16 protein-coding genes and 1 tRNA gene are annotated in these 17,248 nt (G+C 37.0%); 1 reads left to right on the forward strand and 16 read right to left on the reverse strand.

Annotated features, from left to right (window positions below; all coding sequences use genetic code 11):
- Positions 1–53 precede the first annotated feature (53 nt).
- The 12 genes from yihA to NMG63_RS05970 form a co-directional block, all read right to left on the reverse strand.
- Entirely contained in the window at positions 54–629 is a 576-nt protein-coding gene (gene yihA, locus NMG63_RS05915) for a ribosome biogenesis GTP-binding protein YihA/YsxC (RefSeq protein WP_003775342.1), read from the reverse strand.
- Positions 629–2,944: an endopeptidase La gene (lon, locus tag NMG63_RS05920; protein ID WP_123171314.1), complete on the reverse strand. Its 2,316-nt coding sequence runs from the start codon at positions 2,942–2,944 to the stop codon at positions 629–631. The genes yihA and lon overlap by 1 nt, the downstream gene beginning before the upstream one ends.
- 46 nt (positions 2,945–2,990) lie before the next feature.
- Positions 2,991–4,262 (reverse strand): trigger factor, encoded by a 1,272-nt coding sequence (gene tig / locus NMG63_RS05925; protein ID WP_254006666.1) that lies wholly within the window; start codon positions 4,260–4,262, stop codon positions 2,991–2,993.
- A 114-nt stretch (positions 4,263–4,376) separates the two neighbouring features.
- Complete coding sequence (locus tag NMG63_RS05930) at positions 4,377–5,012, reverse strand: hypothetical protein (RefSeq protein ID WP_254006667.1); 636 nt, start codon at positions 5,010–5,012, stop codon at positions 4,377–4,379.
- A 126-nt stretch (positions 5,013–5,138) separates the two neighbouring features.
- On the reverse strand, positions 5,139–6,137 hold the full coding sequence (locus tag NMG63_RS05935; protein WP_254006668.1) for a sugar-transfer associated ATP-grasp domain-containing protein: 999 nt from the start codon (positions 6,135–6,137) through the stop codon (positions 5,139–5,141).
- 60 nt (positions 6,138–6,197) lie between these two features.
- A complete protein-coding gene (locus NMG63_RS05940) occupies positions 6,198–7,025 on the reverse strand; it encodes a G5 domain-containing protein (protein WP_254006669.1) in 828 nt (275 codons plus the stop codon).
- A gap of 153 nt (positions 7,026–7,178) precedes the next feature.
- A tRNA-Arg gene (locus NMG63_RS05945) sits at positions 7,179–7,254 on the reverse strand.
- 58 nt (positions 7,255–7,312) lie between these two features.
- Complete coding sequence (locus NMG63_RS05950; RefSeq protein WP_123171310.1) at positions 7,313–7,783, reverse strand: YfcE family phosphodiesterase; 471 nt, start codon at positions 7,781–7,783, stop codon at positions 7,313–7,315.
- On the reverse strand, positions 7,780–8,529 hold the full coding sequence (murI, locus tag NMG63_RS05955; RefSeq protein ID WP_254006670.1) for a glutamate racemase: 750 nt from the start codon (positions 8,527–8,529) through the stop codon (positions 7,780–7,782). The genes NMG63_RS05950 and murI overlap by 4 nt, the downstream gene beginning before the upstream one ends.
- Positions 8,516–10,288: an excinuclease ABC subunit UvrC gene (gene uvrC, locus NMG63_RS05960; protein WP_256478927.1), complete on the reverse strand. Its 1,773-nt coding sequence runs from the start codon at positions 10,286–10,288 to the stop codon at positions 8,516–8,518. Before uvrC ends, murI begins: the two co-directional genes overlap by 14 nt.
- On the reverse strand, positions 10,285–12,573 hold the full coding sequence (locus NMG63_RS05965; protein WP_254006672.1) for an endonuclease MutS2: 2,289 nt from the start codon (positions 12,571–12,573) through the stop codon (positions 10,285–10,287). Before NMG63_RS05965 ends, uvrC begins: the two co-directional genes overlap by 4 nt.
- On the reverse strand, positions 12,566–13,231 hold the full coding sequence (locus NMG63_RS05970) for a CvpA family protein (protein ID WP_123171306.1): 666 nt from the start codon (positions 13,229–13,231) through the stop codon (positions 12,566–12,568). Before NMG63_RS05970 ends, NMG63_RS05965 begins: the two co-directional genes overlap by 8 nt.
- A 72-nt stretch (positions 13,232–13,303) precedes the next feature.
- On the opposite strand from NMG63_RS05970, the gene rnhC reads away from it, so the two are divergent.
- Positions 13,304–14,191 carry a ribonuclease HIII gene (gene rnhC, locus NMG63_RS05975; RefSeq protein ID WP_254006673.1) on the forward strand — a complete coding sequence of 296 codons (888 nt, stop codon included), beginning with the start codon at positions 13,304–13,306 and terminating at the stop codon, positions 14,189–14,191.
- On the opposite strand, the gene NMG63_RS05980 is transcribed toward rnhC, so the two are convergent.
- From NMG63_RS05980 to lspA, 4 genes are read right to left on the reverse strand one after another with little or no spacing between them, the layout of a single operon-like run.
- Positions 14,178–14,657 (reverse strand): deoxycytidylate deaminase, encoded by a 480-nt coding sequence (locus NMG63_RS05980; RefSeq protein WP_254006674.1) that lies wholly within the window; start codon positions 14,655–14,657, stop codon positions 14,178–14,180. The two genes, rnhC and NMG63_RS05980, sit on opposite strands and share 14 nt — an antisense overlap.
- Positions 14,658–14,665: 8 nt before the next feature.
- A complete protein-coding gene (locus tag NMG63_RS05985) occupies positions 14,666–15,865 on the reverse strand; it encodes a rhomboid family intramembrane serine protease (RefSeq protein WP_254006675.1) in 1,200 nt (399 codons plus the stop codon).
- Positions 15,865–16,773, reverse strand: coding sequence for an RluA family pseudouridine synthase (locus NMG63_RS05990; protein WP_254006676.1), 909 nt, complete (start codon positions 16,771–16,773; stop codon positions 15,865–15,867). Before NMG63_RS05990 ends, NMG63_RS05985 begins: the two co-directional genes overlap by 1 nt.
- On the reverse strand, positions 16,766–17,227 hold the full coding sequence (gene lspA / locus NMG63_RS05995) for a signal peptidase II (RefSeq protein ID WP_254006677.1): 462 nt from the start codon (positions 17,225–17,227) through the stop codon (positions 16,766–16,768). Before lspA ends, NMG63_RS05990 begins: the two co-directional genes overlap by 8 nt.
- Positions 17,228–17,248 lie beyond the last annotated feature (21 nt).

The following is a 17,248-nucleotide window of genomic DNA, read 5'->3' on the forward strand; positions in this document are numbered from 1 at the left end:
CGTCCCTCTCATGTATTCGATAGCAATTAAATTGAATTTAACGCTACTTATTATTAAATATTCTGTTCAATAAACTTAATTATTGGATCACGTGTCTCATTTTTAAGAGTTGAAAATTCAAGTACTGTAACATCTGGGAATTCTTTAAATACATCCCGTTTGATGTTATTAATTTTATTCTTTGATAATTTATCAACTTTTGATAAGACAAGTGCATAACGAATCCCATAATGAATTGCGAATTGAATCATCATAAGATCATCTTGACTTACGCCACGACGCACATCTACAAGAACGAGCATAACAGATGGGTGACGCAGTTCAAAATAACTATCCATTAAAGTCCCATAATGAATTTGCTCCTGTTTGGATCGATTTGCGAAACCATAACCCGGTACATCGGTTAAGATGACTTCTTCATTAATATGATAGAAGTTGATTAATCGCGTTTTTCCAGGTGTTTGTCCAACATAAGCGAGTTTTTTACGATTTGTAATGGCATTGATCAATGAAGATTTTCCAACATTTGATTTTCCAACCATGACAATTTCTTTTTGTCCCGTCTCTGGAAATTGAGACGAATGCGCAGCTGAAATAATCAACTGCGCATCATTTGTCTTCCAAGCCATTAAATAAGCGCTTCTTTCAACACTTCTTCAATGGTTTCGCATGGAATAAATGTAACACTTTCCTTAACAACATCGGGAACTTCTGCTAAGTCTTTTTCATTTAATTTTGGAATAACGATACGGTTAATACCTACACGGTGTGCAGCCAGTGATTTTTCTTTCAAACCACCAATTGGCAAGACATTTCCACGCAATGTAATTTCACCAGTCATCGCAAGATTCGCACGTACTTTATTATCCGTTAAAGCACTAATTAATGCAGTGGTGAAGGTAACCCCTGCGGAAGGACCATCTTTCGGAACAGCACCTTCAGGCACATGAACTTGAACGTCATGTTTTTCAAAGAAATCCGGTGCAATGTTTAAGCTACGAGCATGACTCTTAACATATCCCATTGCAATTTCTGCAGATTCTTTCATTACATCACCTAATTGACCCGTCACAACAAGACGACCCTTACCTTCATAGGTGGTTACTTCGATTGGGAGCACATCCCCACCAAATTGAGTATAAGCAAGACCCGTTACAACACCTACTTGGTCTTTCTTCTCTTTTTGACCATATTCGAAAATAATTTGGCCTAACCATTCGGTAATAAGTTCTTTATTGATTGTGATTGTTTTCTTGCCGTCTTTTAAGATTGCAAGAACTGTTTTTCGACATAATGATGCGATTACGCGTTCTAATTGTCGAACACCCGCTTCACGTGTATAGTGACGAATTACATAACGTAATTGTGCATCACTCATACGGAATTGAGATTTTTTGAGTCCGTTTGATTCCAATTGTTTTGGTATCAAGTGTTCTTTCGCGATATTCAGTTTTTCTTCTTCAGTATAGGAACTGAGTTGAATAATTTCTAAACGATCGCGTAACGCTTCAGGAATATCACCTAAATAGTTTGCAGTCGCAACGAACATAACATTTGATAAATCATAAGGTTCTTCTAAGTAGTTATCACTAAACATTTTATTTTGTTCAGGATCCAACACCTCGAGCATTGCACTTGAAGGATCGCCCTTGTAATCGGATGCCATTTTATCAATTTCATCGATCAAGAACACTGGATTCACGACACCTGCTTTTTTCATTCCCTGAATAATACGTCCAGGTAATGATCCAAGATAAGTACGACGGTGACCACGGATTTCCGCTTCATCACGTACCCCACCTACAGATGCTTTTACAAATTCACGACCAAGTGAATCGGCAATTGATTTTGCAAGTGATGTTTTCCCAACTCCTGGAGGACCCACTAAACAAATGATTGGAGCTTCTAAATTCCCAGTCATTTCTTTTACTGCAAGATACTCCATAATACGATCTTTAACTTTATCTAATCCAAAATGATCATCATCCAGTTTTTCACGTACAAGATTTAAATCTTTAATATCTTCCGTTTGTTGCCACCATGGTGTCTTCAAGAGCCATTCTAAATATGAACGCACAACTCCAGACTCACCCGATGCTTGGGGTAACATTTCATAACGTCGCAACTCTTCCATTGCTTTTTCCTTAACATACTCTGGATAAGGGTTGTTCTCGATCATTTCGCGGAACTCATCACTGTCCTCACCAACATCACCAACATCACCCAATTCTTCACGAATAGCACGCATTTTTTCTCTTAGGTAATATTCACGTTGGTTTTCTTCAACACGATCTTTAACTTTCTCATTGATAGTGTTTTCAATTTGAGCAAGTGTATGCTCACGTTGAATTTCTTCAATAATCATAAGAAGTCTTTCATTTACACTAAGTTCTTCAAGTAATTCCTGCTTGCGTTCAAGTTGAAGTGGGAAGTATTGAGCAAATTGATCACTCAATTGAGATGCAGATACACCCATCGTTAATTGATTAACAATTTCAGTAGGAATCGTTATATTTTGAACAGAAACCTGTTCGATTTCATTTGTGATACGACGAACCAATGCCATTTCTTCATTTTCTTCGCCAATAACATCTTCCAATGCTGTAACGGCACCAAAAAGCATGCGTCCATCATCATTTAATGTATCGATTTTTACACGTTTTAATCCTGTAAATGTAACACGTAAAAAGCCTTGTTTACGTTTAACAGCTTTGATATTAACAAGTGATCCAAACTCAAAAAGTTCATCTTGACGTGGATCATCCACAAGAATGTCTTTTTGACTAACAAGCACTACTTGTCCATTAAAGAACTTTTCTGCTTCATCAATTGCATTCATGCTTTTATGACGTCCAACCTCAATCATAATTTCTTGTTCTGGAAACACAATAACACCGCGCGTTGCAACAACAGGAACGCTTATTGTTATATTTTTTTCGCTCATAGCAATCCCTCCTTTAAGGATAAAAAAGACGCTAAGCGTCTTTTAATTAAGCAAGAGTTTCTTGTACTAGCTCCATCGCTTTTCGTAATAAGATATCGTATCCGATAGCATCTGGTGAAACTAAGTTTTTAACTTGGTCAAGTTCCATGCCGTATGCTTCAGAAATTGTTGTAAATTCTTTTTCAATTTCTTCGTCTTCTACTTTTAATCCTTCAACTTCAGCAATTTTTTCAAGTGTTAAGCGAGTGCGTACACGTTTTTCTGCATCTTCACGCATTTGTTCTTTAACATCTTCTTTAGATTGTCCAAGAATTTGTGAGTAAAGATCGAAGTTCATACCTTGTTGTGCAAGACGTTGGTTGAATTCATTAAACATTTGGTTTAATTCTTCTTCAATCATTGCTGCTGGAATGTCAATTTTCGCATTGTTTGAAATTGTTTCAACAAGTTCTTCATTTACGCGATCTTCTTCTGCTTGTTCACGTTGTGCTTTAAGATTTTTCTTAATTGAATCTTTAAGTGCATCTAATGATGTAATTTCTTCATCATCTAACAATTCAACAAACTCATCGTTTAATTCTGGTAACACTTTTGTTTTTACTTCGTGTAATTTAACTTTGAAGACAACTGGTTGACCAGCTAGGTCTTCTACATGGTATTCTTCTGGGAAAGTGATATCTAAATCTTTTTCATCTTCTGAAACCATACCGATCATTGCTTCTTCGAAACCTGGAATAAATGAGTTTGAACCAATTTCTAATGTATAGTTCTCGCCTTTACCACCTTCAAATGCAACACCGTCTTTAAATCCTTCAAAATCCATTACAACTGTATCGCCGTTTTCTACTGCGCCATCTTTAAGTTGTAATTCTGCTTGTTCTTCTTGTAATTTAACAAGTTCTGCTTCGATATCTTTAGCAGATACTGTGATACGTTTACGTTTGATATCAAGGCCTTTATATTCGCCAAGTTCAACTTCTGGTTTAACTGTAACGATAAATTTCAATGTTAATGCGTCTTCAGTCATTGCTTCAATGTCTAATTCTGGTGTTGCTACGGGTTCAATTTTTTGTTCAACCATTCCCGCAACAAATGCTTCATTAGCGATTGCATTAACTGCATCCATCATAATCATTTGTTCGTTTACTTGTTTACGAGCTAATTCCTTAGGTGCTTGTCCTTTACGGAACCCTTGAATTTCAACGTTTTTAATTGCATTTTCTAAAGTTTTATCTTGTGCTTTTTTCCAAGCTTTTTCTTCAACTTCAACAGTTAATAATCCTGTTGAGTTTTCATTTAATGTCCATGTAGATTTCATGTTTGTCCTCCTAGTACTTCACTATTATAACATAACTTTTAGCACAGTCAACACACGAGTGCTAAAAACTTACCACCACTCTATTTTAACTGAAACGAGTGATTTTTGCATTCTTTATACTTTATACAAATAAGTGTTCACTGTATCTAAAATCTCCTCAGCTTTTAAATCTTTAATTGGTACTGGAAATGCGTCGAGTACACGTTGCTCCAGAGCACCAAGACAAAGAATCAATAAACTCGGATTTTCAGATTCAAGCATATCACCCAGTTGTAACACACATGATTGATACGATGTGGATTCAAATGGATTTTCCAATTGTGATGTATCGATCACATGTTCCGTCATCTTTAACTTTAAATGTAACTCCATATCAATCGATTGATCAATCAAAAAAAACAAAATTTGCTTTTTAATCCAATCTTCGATGTATTCATCTACGAGCCATTTTTTAATATGTGATAGTTCATTACGTAGATTCATTCGTTCCAAAGAAATAATGGCTTTATGTTGTAAAAGTTCATTACCGCGGAATGCTTCCTCCAGGTCTTCAATATCTTCGTAGTATTTACTTGATGGGGTTGTATCAATTCGTAGTGAATCACGAATTGTTTGAAGTTGTGTAAAATATGGTTCGGGTACATAAGGCATTCTCAATTCTTCGTCGATAAGCACAAGTGCCTCACGCGTTTTTCCTTCGTCAAGAAAGCTCTGAATTGAGTCCATGCAAGTTTCATAATAGTTGTTCATACTTTTCCTTTCATACTGTTTCATTTTAACACACTTTTGTTTGATAAAAAACAAAAGTAACGCATTTGTTTTGCTTATCTTTTAAAAGGGTTCGAAACAAAAATAAAACCTCGACGATGTCGAGGTTTAAATATCGATAACTTTTCGAAATTTCGGTAATAAGCCTTCCTTAGAACCGGTTAAACTTGGTTTCATTTGGAATACGCCAGTATTGTAATTTCCTTCGATGAGAGAAGGTCTTTTTTGACCAATTGCGACATCCCATCCAACATATTGGATTTGCGGAACTTCACGTGCCGCACGATCAAGCATCTCAACAATTTCATTGTATAGCGGAACTTGAAAACCAACAATCTCAGTACCTGTAATAGGGTGCTTTTTAAAAGCAACTGCATCTTTATCAAATGCTGGATATAAAACTTTGCCACCATCGTCCAAGACCGTATACATTCCACCAGCACCAAAATTATCCAAGTGCCCTCCATTACCAATTTTTAAAACACCTTCAAGCACATGAACATCCTTACCGTCGAAAAATGTAATCATACGAAGTGTATTGACACTTTCAGGATAAAGGGAAGACATTGCTTCATGTTGAACAAAATACTCCTCAATTAAAAACTGACGGCGTTCCATACGTTCTTTTTTAAACAACTCAAAATCTTCAATTTCTGCCGTAACAAAACGTTCCACGCCATATCCCATAAGACTATCTGTCACTTTTGCCATTACAACATCATGTCCTGCTAAAAACGCTTTAACTAAGTCATCTGATGATTCGCGTAAATCGACAAAATCACGCCCAATATACTCTCGAAATACTTTATTAAATTCTGACTTATCTGCAAATTTATGTCTGAATTCTTTCTGATTATATTTTACGATGATAGAGTTTGCGATACCGCCGGTAATAAACGTCTTGCGTTCCGCACGATTCAATAAATAAAACTCAAACTCGAAGTAATCTAAATAACCCGACTGATAGATAAATGAACATCCAATCATATCTAAAAGAATAAACAATCTAAATTTACCTGTTTCTTTACTAATGACACCAGCAATTCGCCACATATTTTTATAATCTAATGCTTTTAATCTTCTAAAATAATACTTAATTCGACCCATGCTTTACCTCCACATACTCAATCTATAATAACCTTAGTTTTCATTTCAGACAAGACCATATCAATATCCGAATAGTTGAACCCAATACCAATTCCCATCAGGGGCTTGGTAAAGTGCACACGCACCCGACTTAAAATCATCTAAAATATTTGCTCGATGGCTGGGTGATTCCATAAAGCCATTCATGGCACTTTCTACTGAAAACGCACGTTTCGCTAAATTCTCCGCAAAGATTAATTGAGGATTTAGACTATCCCAAGAACTCCCATCTGGACGACGGTGTTCAAAACTTTTCTCAAGATCCACTGCACGAATCCCAGCATACTCAAATAGAGACTCTGACCATGTTAAAACATCTAACTGATGATCTTTTCGAATCTGATTCACATGATTAAACATTAAAAGCGATGCTTCTTTATCAATTTGCTCCGAATTCACGATAATTTCTTTGATTCCAACCCGCGTAATTTCATCAACAGGAGCATAAACAACTTCCGTATATTGAACCGAAGAATCAACCAAATCGTTATTTTTATAGAGTTCTTTGTAAACTGTTCGTTTCAGTCCTGCTTTTCCTTCTTGATCTGTAATCGTTTCTCCCTGATTCATACTTTCATCATTTTTTTCAAGTGTATCAAAGGGAATGGGAGTTTCTTCACTTCGATAATCCTCAACAAAATGATCCGCCGTTTCAGGTTCTAAATCGTCCTGTTGCTCTGTTTTTGTAATTTTTGAACGCTTTGTATTGATAAGGTTCTTTTTCATAATTTTTGGGGGCTGTTGTTCAACTGTTTTCTTGGATATTCCTTGGAAATATCCAACGCCACATCCTAAGCAAAAGACCAATAATCCAAAAAATCCAATAATGTATTTCTTTTTTACTTTCATATGCCCCTCCATATAAAGTTCTTGTATAATTGTACTAAATTTTCACATAAAATCCTATTGTTAAATTCATTTTATCGCGTAGATTATATTTTATGTGAATTTTTATGGAAAACATAAAAAAAACACCAAATAATTGGTGTTATTGTTTAAATTTGGCGTCCCCGGAGAGATTCGAACTCCCGACCACACGCTTAGAAGGCGCGTGCTCTATCCACTGAGCTACGGAGACAAATTGTGCTCTATGCGTCTACAATAATATCATTAAGACGCATAGAATACAATGCTTTTTATAAATCTCTTTCAAATAATTCCTCTACGGTTACTTTATCTTCTGTAATCGTGATTTTTGCGAAACATGTTGGTGATCCATCGCGATTATAATAGAGCGAACCTGGATTAATCAAAAGAATCCCATCCACATCTTTGACGACGGGAACATGGGTATGTCCATAACACGCAATCGTGCAACGGTGTTCCTTTGCGAGCGCGATAATATCATCTTCTATATGGCGATAACGCATTAAATGACCATGAGCCACAAAAATACGCGTGCCTTTTACATCTACGACCAATGATTCTGGATATTTATAAAAGGTATCGTTATTGCCTGTAACTGCGCTAAAAGGTTTCATGGATTCATAATCAAGTTCATTATCGCCACAATGAATGTAGGCATCCGCATGAGGATATTTTTGTAAAATTGCGTCGAGAACTTTTTTCTTACCATGGTTATCACTGCAAACGATAATTTCTGTCATATTGTTTCCACCTTTTCTATCGATCCAAAAAGACTTTCAATTTGTCTTTCCATTTTTTGAGCGTCACCTGTTGTTAAGGTCTTGCATGATGTTGTTAAAAACGCATAGTTCATCGCAACATATTCATAAATCGGACGTCTTGAATCATGAATTTGACCCGTATATATTTTTATAAAAGCATCATACACGAGTGGATAATGCGTACAACCTAAAATAAGATCCGTTGTCTCAAGAATTGGTTTTAATTCATTTTCCAAATAGGTATCCAATTCTAAGTTTTGATTCAAACCCTCGATAATATTGACCAATTCAGGAAGGGCAATTTCCCTAACGTCAATCAATCCTTTTTCTTGAATAAAATTGCGATATGCATGTGCATTGAAGGTTGCAAGTGTCGATACAACACCAACACAAGTATCAGCTTTCGCTTCAATTTGTCCAACCGTTAATTCGATGATACCAATCAAATTCATATCTGGGAAATGATTTCGTGCAGTGGCAAGCGCAACGGCTGAAACTGTATTACAAGCAATCACGACATCCATAATGTCGTGATTGTGGAACCACTTCATCGCTTGAAGAGTGTAAGCAATGATGGCGTCATCCGATTGATTTCCATAGGGGGCGTTTTTTTGATCTGCATACAAAACCAAAGAAACAGGATCAAGACGCTGTTTTAGGTATTGATAAACACTATAACCGCCAAGACCAGAATCAAAAATCCCCAAGGTCTTAATTTTTTTCATGATAATCATTCCAATCTATATGTAGTATATCATACAAATCACTCGCAACATCTTCTGGTAAAACACTCTGAAGCGTTTCTAAAGAAGCCGCACGAATATTCTTCAGAGATCCAAATTTCTTATAAAGTTCCTTCTGTCTTACTTTACCCAATCCACTTACTTCATCAAGAATGGAGCGTGTCATCGCTTTTTTTCTTAAATTACGGTGATACGTTATAACAAAACGGTGTACTTCATCTTGCATTTGCATAAGGAAATTAAAGAGCGGACTTGTTTTATTAATCGTAATTAAGGTTCCATCTTCACGCATTAAAGCATGCGTACGGTGACGATCATCCTTTACCAAGGAACAAACCCTTAAATCAAGTTCAAGGTCACTGAGAACCTCTAACGCTGCATTAAGCTGAGGTTTCCCACCATCAACTAAAATTAAATCCGGCATTGGTTTAGATTCTCGCATTAAACGGAAATATCGACGATACAAAACTTCCTTCATCGAAGCAACATCATCATTCCCTTGATGTAATTTATAACGACGATATTGGTTTTTATTCGGTTCACCATCATCATAAACAACACAGGCAGAAACTGCGAAAGCTCCTGAAATATGAGAGTTATCAAAAACCTCAATACGATGAATCAACGAACTCATACCTAAAGCATCACTTAAATCGCTTAACGCTTCATCTTTAAATTGTTGGCGTTCACGAAGAATCGAGAACTGATCATCAAGTTGTTGTTGCGCATTTTTTTGCGTAATTTCCAACAACGTCTTTTTCTTACCACGAAGTGGCACTTTTACATCTGCACCCAAAACCTCTCCCAACTCTTCTGCGTCCACTAAATCTGGAACATATATTGTTTTAGGAAGCGGTTGGTTCTCATAGAATTGTGCAATAAAAGAAACAAAAGCATCGAGTGGTTCTTCCATACATGCCTCAACCGCCATGCTACGCTCTAACAAGCGACCACCACGAACAAAGAGACCTACAATCGCGATATACCCTTGATAATATGCAAAGTGAAACAAATCAAACCGTTCATTTAAAGAAAATTGAACTTGTTGTTTGTCACCAATATAGTCCAAAGCATGCAGCTTTTCTTTATAGACTTGTGCCAACTCAAAATTTAAAGATTGACTTGCTTCAAGCATTTTCCGCTCCAACTCATCCTTAAACGGCTTTATATTACCATTTAAAATACTCATCACATTTTGACGCCAAACATCCAGTTCTTCCGGTGTATAACGTTTACCTGTGCGATTAAACGCGCTGTAAATAGCTAAAGTATTGGGTAATAATGTATCTCCAGTAGGCACTGAGTCATTTAGAAGACGGGCCATATCACGGGCCGCTGTCGCATCAGGATACGGACCAAAATAATGAAATTGCTTGGATTGCTTACGATCTCGCGCAACCAAAACTTCCGGTTTTCCTTCTCGTGGAATTTTTAGATATGGATACGATTTATCATCCATAAATATGATATTGAATTGAGGCCGATGTTCTTTAATTAAATTAATTTCTAGAATTAAAGATTCTTTCTCTGTACTTGTAATGATAAATTCGAAATCATCAATTTGGCGAACCATACGTGTTGTTTTATGATCATGGGCACCCGTAAAGTAGGAACTTACGCGATTCTTTAACCGCTTCGCTTTCCCTACATATATGATTTCCCCATTCTTATTTTTCATGAGATAACAACCCGGCTCCATGGGCAAACGTCTAAGTTTTTCCTCAATCGTTGAGCGTGTCATTGTTTTAACTTCACAATGGTTGCACCCATACCACCATCACCAACACCGCCTAATTCATAGGAGCCTACATTTTTATTGCGGCGAAGTGTTTGGTGAACCGCAGTACGCAGCTGACCCGTACCGTGGCCATGAATGATTCTAAAGGTTGGTACTTTATGAAGTACACATTCATCAATGTATTTCTCTACCTGAGGCATCGCTTCTGAAACACGCAGGCCAATGATGTTTAACTCTGTTTTAAACGACGAACGCGCATCCACACTGTGACTTCGTGTTGGTTTTACTTTCACTTTTTTGGCAGGTCCTGCAACCCGTGTAAGTTTCCCTAAGTCGACATTAACTTTTAATCCACCAATCGATACAAACGCAGTATTTTTTTCAATTGAATCAACAACACCCACCTGGTTTGTGGATTTCAATTGGACGCGGTCCCCTTTACCGATGGTTTCATCAACAGCTGTTTCAGCTTGTAATGATTGAATTTGCTTTACTGCTTTTTTTCGAAGATCTGGACGGTTTGTTTTATTTAAAACATCTAATTGTCGTTCAGCCTCTTCAACCATTTGTTCCAATAACGCTTCATTTTCCTCACGCAAAGCTTGTTCTTTACGAACAAACTCGGCTTCAAGCGCTTTTTGTTTCATAAGTGCTTCGTGTTTAAGATTTTCAACTGCTTCTTTTTCTTTTAAAAGTTCTTGTTCAAGTTTATCTTGTTCATTAATTTTCGCTTCGAGAATTTCAAGTAAGTGATCTGCTTCATACTGACCTTCTTGTTTGTATTTAAACGCACGGTCAATAATATCGGCTTGTAAACCTAAACGTTTAGCAATCGCAAACGCATTGGATTCACCCATGACATTTTCACGATAACGATAGGTAGGCTTGAGGTTCTGTAGATCAAATTCAACACTTGCAATGAGAATATCTTCATATTGAGTACCGTATTTTTTAAGTCGTGAAAAGTGCGTCGTTGCAATAACCCAACACCCAACATCTCTAAAATGATCCAGAATTGCCATCGACAAACTTTCACCTTCTAAAGGATCGGTTTGCGAACCTAACTCATCCAACAACACAATTGATTTCGAAGTTGCTTGTGCATTAACTTTTGTCATGGTTTCCATATGAGCGGAAAACGACGATAATGATTTTTCAATAGACTGTTGATCTCCAATATCCACAAACAACTGGTCAACCAACATCACTTCAGCAGATTCCGCACAGATTGGACATCCGGCTAAAGTCATGAGAATGGATAATCCCATTGTCTTTAAACTTACACTTTTTCCCCCGGTATTCGGACCACTGATTAAAATCATTTTATGAGGCGGGGTCAGTGTATACGTGTTTGCGACAACCTCTTTAGGATTAATTAATGGATGACGTGCATTTTTTAAGTTCAATCGATCTTGCGTTAGTGTTGCGACCACCGCATCATGATGTGCTCCCCACTCCGCTTTCGCAAAAAGGCAGTCGATGATGGCTACAGTATCAAGGTCAGCACTAAGTTGTTGTGCATCGTGTGCGATCAAATTTGACGTTTCGCGACAAATGCGTTCGATTTCAGTTTGTTCTTGGTGAATAAGACTTTGATATTCATTTTGCATTCGCGCTAAAAAGGCAGGCTCAAAATAAACCGACTGCCCGCTCGCTGATTCACCATAAATTGTACCTTCAAGTTTATATTTATCTGAAGGTTTCACTAAAAATGTCCGACGTCCGTGTTGTAACGAAACAACAGCTTCACTAAGCATTGCACGATTTTTTGTTAAAAACTCTTGAGTTTTATTTTCTATATTTTGTTCAAGCGCTTTACTTTGACGTCTCAGTTCACCTAAGTGTGTACTTGCGCGATCTAAGACTTCACCCTGTTCTCCAAAACAATGTTCGATATGTTTCAGTGTTGACTCCGTAACTTCCAAACTTTCGAACAAATCCTCAAGCGCAGGATAAGATCCTTCTAAATTTTTAAATTGTTTTTTAAGACGTTCAAGACCTTGCATAAAGCGTCCAACATCTACTATATCTTCTACCGATAAAGTTCCACCCTTTTCAGCAAGTGTTAAAGCATAGGCGACATCTGTGATGCCACCAAATGACATAGAACCATTAACAACTACTAATTGTAATGCATCTTTAGCACGCGCTAAATCACGCTTCACAATTAGTGAGGAAAATGAAGGAACCGTATTTAAAACCGCTTCCTTACCCAATGAAAAGGATGCATAATGAGCTATTCGCTCAAGCACTTTATCGAACTCTAATCGAGACGATGTATTATTCATATTTTTCTAAATACTCCCTAATCTGTACTTCATTAAATCCGTGTTTTTCAAGCCACTTCACCATAGCGGTTTGCTGGCTTGGAGATAACTGTTGATCTGTAATAATACTTTGAATCGCAGCATTTTGATTCATAAAGTCATCAAATGATCCTAAAATCGGTGTTGCTGCGCGTTCGACATACACCAACCAGGTATTGTCGATGATTTCTTGACCATTTTTAACAATCGGTGTTGTTAAAAAGACACAAATCAACACGAGCTTAAGTGCAAAAAACGCAACGCTGAAGACACCACCAATTGCAGAATTCACTTGTTTTACTAATGGAACTTTTGAAATTATGGTTGCAAGCGGTGTTACCAGCAATAAAACCACACGAATCACAACGAATAAAATTACGAACCATATCAACTGATTCATTTGATGTACAACGAGTTGATTAATGGTTAGAAACCCAGTTCCAGATGCTTTGAAGAATTGGAATATTTGCACAAATACAGGTGCGAAAATCCATGCTGCAAAAAGCGATACAAAAGTTCCCACAACATCAACGAGCTGCAGCAACAAACCTTTCTTATATCCAATATAAAGGGTCACCGCAAACCAAATAATAATAACCCCATTTAAGTAACCCATCCAATCATTGGGAAACATCACCATAAAATCACTCCTTCTTTTTTTATTTAATGAGTTCAACTATTAATTTCAATCGAAATAGTCTATATTATTAGTATGACAACTATTACAATAAAACTAACAGACAAACAGATAAACGAATTAAAATCACGATATTCAAAATATCCAATTCGTTACGATATTCAATACACACACTTCCAAATTAAGGGAAGTGATGTCACCATCACAGCCTACACCAGCGGTAAGGTTGTTTTCAGCGGTGAAGGCGCAGAATTTCACGCTTCATCTTATTCTGATCAAACTTCAAAGCCCAAATCACCGCTTGCATCAACACAGCAGATTGAAGGATCGATGGCAGGCAGCGACGAAGTGGGTACTGGAGATTACTTTGGTCCAATCACCGTCTGCGCTTGTATCGTAAACGAATCTGACTTGCAACGAATTCCCGTTGCGGAAATTGTCGATTCAAAACAAATGACAGACGATAAGATTCGAAAAATTGCTCCAATCCTTAAAAAAGAACTTCAATACAGTCTTCTTATTCTTGATAATAAAAAATACAACCGTGTCCATGACACAATGAACATGAATGTCATCAAGGCAAAACTACATAATCAAGCATTCTTAAATCTTAAAAAACGATATGAAATGCCACCTTACGCAATCATTGATCAATTTATGGCCGAGAAACCTTATTACAACGCACTCAAAGGAGAACCTGAAATATTTCGTGGGCTTATCTTCGAAACAAAAGCAGAGAACAAGTTTATTGCAGTCGCATGCGGTGCAATTATTGCTCGATTTGGTTTTTTAGATTACCTCGATAAACTCTCAACAAAATATGACTGCGTCTTTCCTAAAGGGGCAGGTGCCCATGTTGACACATTTGGAAAAGAATTTGTTAGACGGTATGGAAAAGAAGAACTTGATAATGTTGCGAAAGTTCACTTTGCCAATACAGCACGAATTCTTAACGATGCGTAAGCGAAACACAAATTGCTTTATCAATTTTTCGATAAGAAACACCAGCAGCATCAAGCATGCGCTTCGATACTAAGACAGCATCCGTTCCTGCGTACTTATCATCTTCATAAACAATTTCTTTAATACCACTTTGAATAATTGCCTTGGAACATTCATTACATGGGAACAATGATACATAAATCGTACACCCTTGTAAGGATTGGGTCGCATTCAAAATTGCATTTAATTCTGCATGAACCACATATGCATATTTCGTCGTTTGAAAATCTCCCTCGCGTTCCCAAGGAAACGCATCATCACTCAATCCCGTTGGAAGGCCATTATAGCCAATTCCAACGATTTTTTTTTGCTGATCTACAATTGCTGCACCAACTTGAGTTGAAGGATCTTTAGAACGCAACGCAGACAAATGAGCGAGGCCCATAAAATATTCATCCCAAGAAATGACATTATCTCGTTTACTCATAAAACCCCCTACTTCATAAAACCGCTTAAACGGTTTGCATAATTTTTAAACCCAAGTTCATACCAGCTATTAATAACCGACATATCCAACCTTGGGCTTGATAAGGTACCCGCATGTTGCGTCATCACAACCACAATCCCTACCACAAATACAGCAGATAGTACCATTGTTCCTTTGCGTAAATAATCCCAATCTTTTCGTTTTGAGAAAACAAGTCCACACAATAATCCTGCAATCAATCCCCCTAAGTGGGCTGTTGCACTAACACCTGGTAATGAACTGATAATGAGATTAATAAATAAGACCTGAAAGACTTGAGACATAACTTTAGGGTTACGCATCGCTTTTGTTTCAAATAAATAGACACACATTGCGCCTAACAACGCAAACAGTCCACCACTAATACCAAGACCGATGACACCCTCATCCAGAATAAAGACAAATGCATTACCCATAAGAATACCCGCGATTAGAGTAAAGAGATATTTTTTCCCTTCCATCACAGTTTCCATAACCACGCCTAAATTTCTGAGAGCCATTAAGTTCATGATTAAGTGTAGAAAAGAAATATGAAGAAAACCTGCAGTAATAAATCTGAACCATTCATGAGCATGAACGATAAACGGTTTATAAAAGGCACCTAACATCACTGCAACAGTATTAATGTTTATCTCTGAAACTAAAATTAAGTATTGTGCGAGTAAAAAAACAACAACACAAATCATTGAGATGACATTGGTTACAGGAAAAGAACGGTATCGTGCTTGTTTTTGCATTCTACCGATCGTTTTTTTCAAATTAAGCACTGCCTTTGAAAGCGAGCGATCTGGATTTTGGCTTATTTTTAAAAGTCCACTTAAATCACCGTATGAGGTAAGAAGTTGTGAGGATGAGATAAAATTCGGTCCTACAACCACATTCACATCATCTCCGACTTTATCCTCTTGATTAACACTAATATTAAGCCCTTCTGCCTTTGTTTTAAATACAAGGGCGAGACTTTCACGATGTTTTGAAATCATCTCGCGATCAATATTTGAAAGGGATGTGGAGGTAACCATAATAATCGCATTGTCCTCAACATTTTGATTCACAAGCCAAACCTGTGAACTGTCTTGAGTCATTGAAACCATTTGATATTGAAAATGCTTCATAAAATAGTTTGCGACTTCAATTACCCATGCATCATATTGAGACTTTGTATACATTAATCTAACCTCCTGATTTCCTCGATAACGTCTTTCATTGTTTGAGGTAATTCAGCTTCAAACGTCATAACCTCTTTGCTAACGGGATGCGTTAACGTTAATTTTTGTGCATGCAAGCACTGACCATTTGTTTCCCATGTATTTTTATAACTATATGTTTGATCTCCAACAATAGGATGCTTAATATACTGAGCGTGAACACGAATTTGATGTGTACGACCTGTATCCAATTTACAACGCAACACACTAAAATCATTAAAACGTTCTGTAAGATAGAAATGTGTTACTGCATGCTTACTGTTTTGATCTGTAACTGCCATACGTTGACGGTTTTTAGGATCACGACCAATTGGCGCATCGACCGTAGCACTTTGATGTTTAAATTGGTGATGCACAATTGCCACGTACTCTCGCGAAATTAAACGTTGCTTTAAATCTTCTACTAAAATTTCATGTGCTTCATTTGTTTTCGCAACAACTAATAAACCCGTTGTATCCTTATCAATTCTATGAACAATACCTGGGCGCAATTCGCCATTAAGATCACTCAATTGCGTTGTATGTGCCAATAGTCCGTGAACCAATGTTGGTTGATTTAACGTTGATGGTGATGGGTGAACAATTAAACCTTTTGGTTTGTTAACAACTAAAATTGCATCATCTTCATAAACAATATCTAAATCCATTGGTACTGGAACAATTGAAATTTGCTCCTCAGTAATTTCATACGCCACTACATCATCTTCTTTTAAGCGAAGGTTTGGTTTAACAACATTACCATTTACTGTAATATTTCCATTTTTAATCCATGTTTGTAATACACTACGAGAATAATCTGTTACAGCAAGAGCCATATACTGATCAATTCTCATTCCATCAAACATTTCTTCTACAATTAATTTATTCATATTTTTGACCTCTTTCATCGAGATAGAGTACAACTGCGAGAATAAAAACGCCCACAACCAAACTCATATCTGCTACGTTAAATACAGGAAACTGATATCCAAAGATATTGAACGCAAACATATCACGTACATAGCCATAAATTGCGCGGTCAAACAAATTCCCAAAAGCACCTGCAAACATTAAGGCAATCGCTGTCAAAATGACAGGTTTATCTTCTTTTACATAATAATAAGCGAGCACGATGCAAACTGCTGTTGCAAGTACGATAAAAAGCCATTTCTGACCGTCAAACATACTCCATGCTGCCCCTGTATTACGTACATACCGAAGTGAGAAAAATCCGGGTATAACGTGTAAAGATTCCCATAATGGAATCGTTTTGTCGATCCATGCCTTTGACAGCAAATCGATAGCGATAATCACGACACTCAATAATCCTAAACGTTTCTTCATAACTTCCTCATTTCATGTGTT

The sequence above is a fragment of the Erysipelothrix amsterdamensis genome, assembly GCF_940143175.1.
Taxonomy (GTDB): Bacteria; Bacillota_I; Bacilli_A; order Erysipelotrichales; family Erysipelotrichaceae; genus Erysipelothrix; species Erysipelothrix amsterdamensis.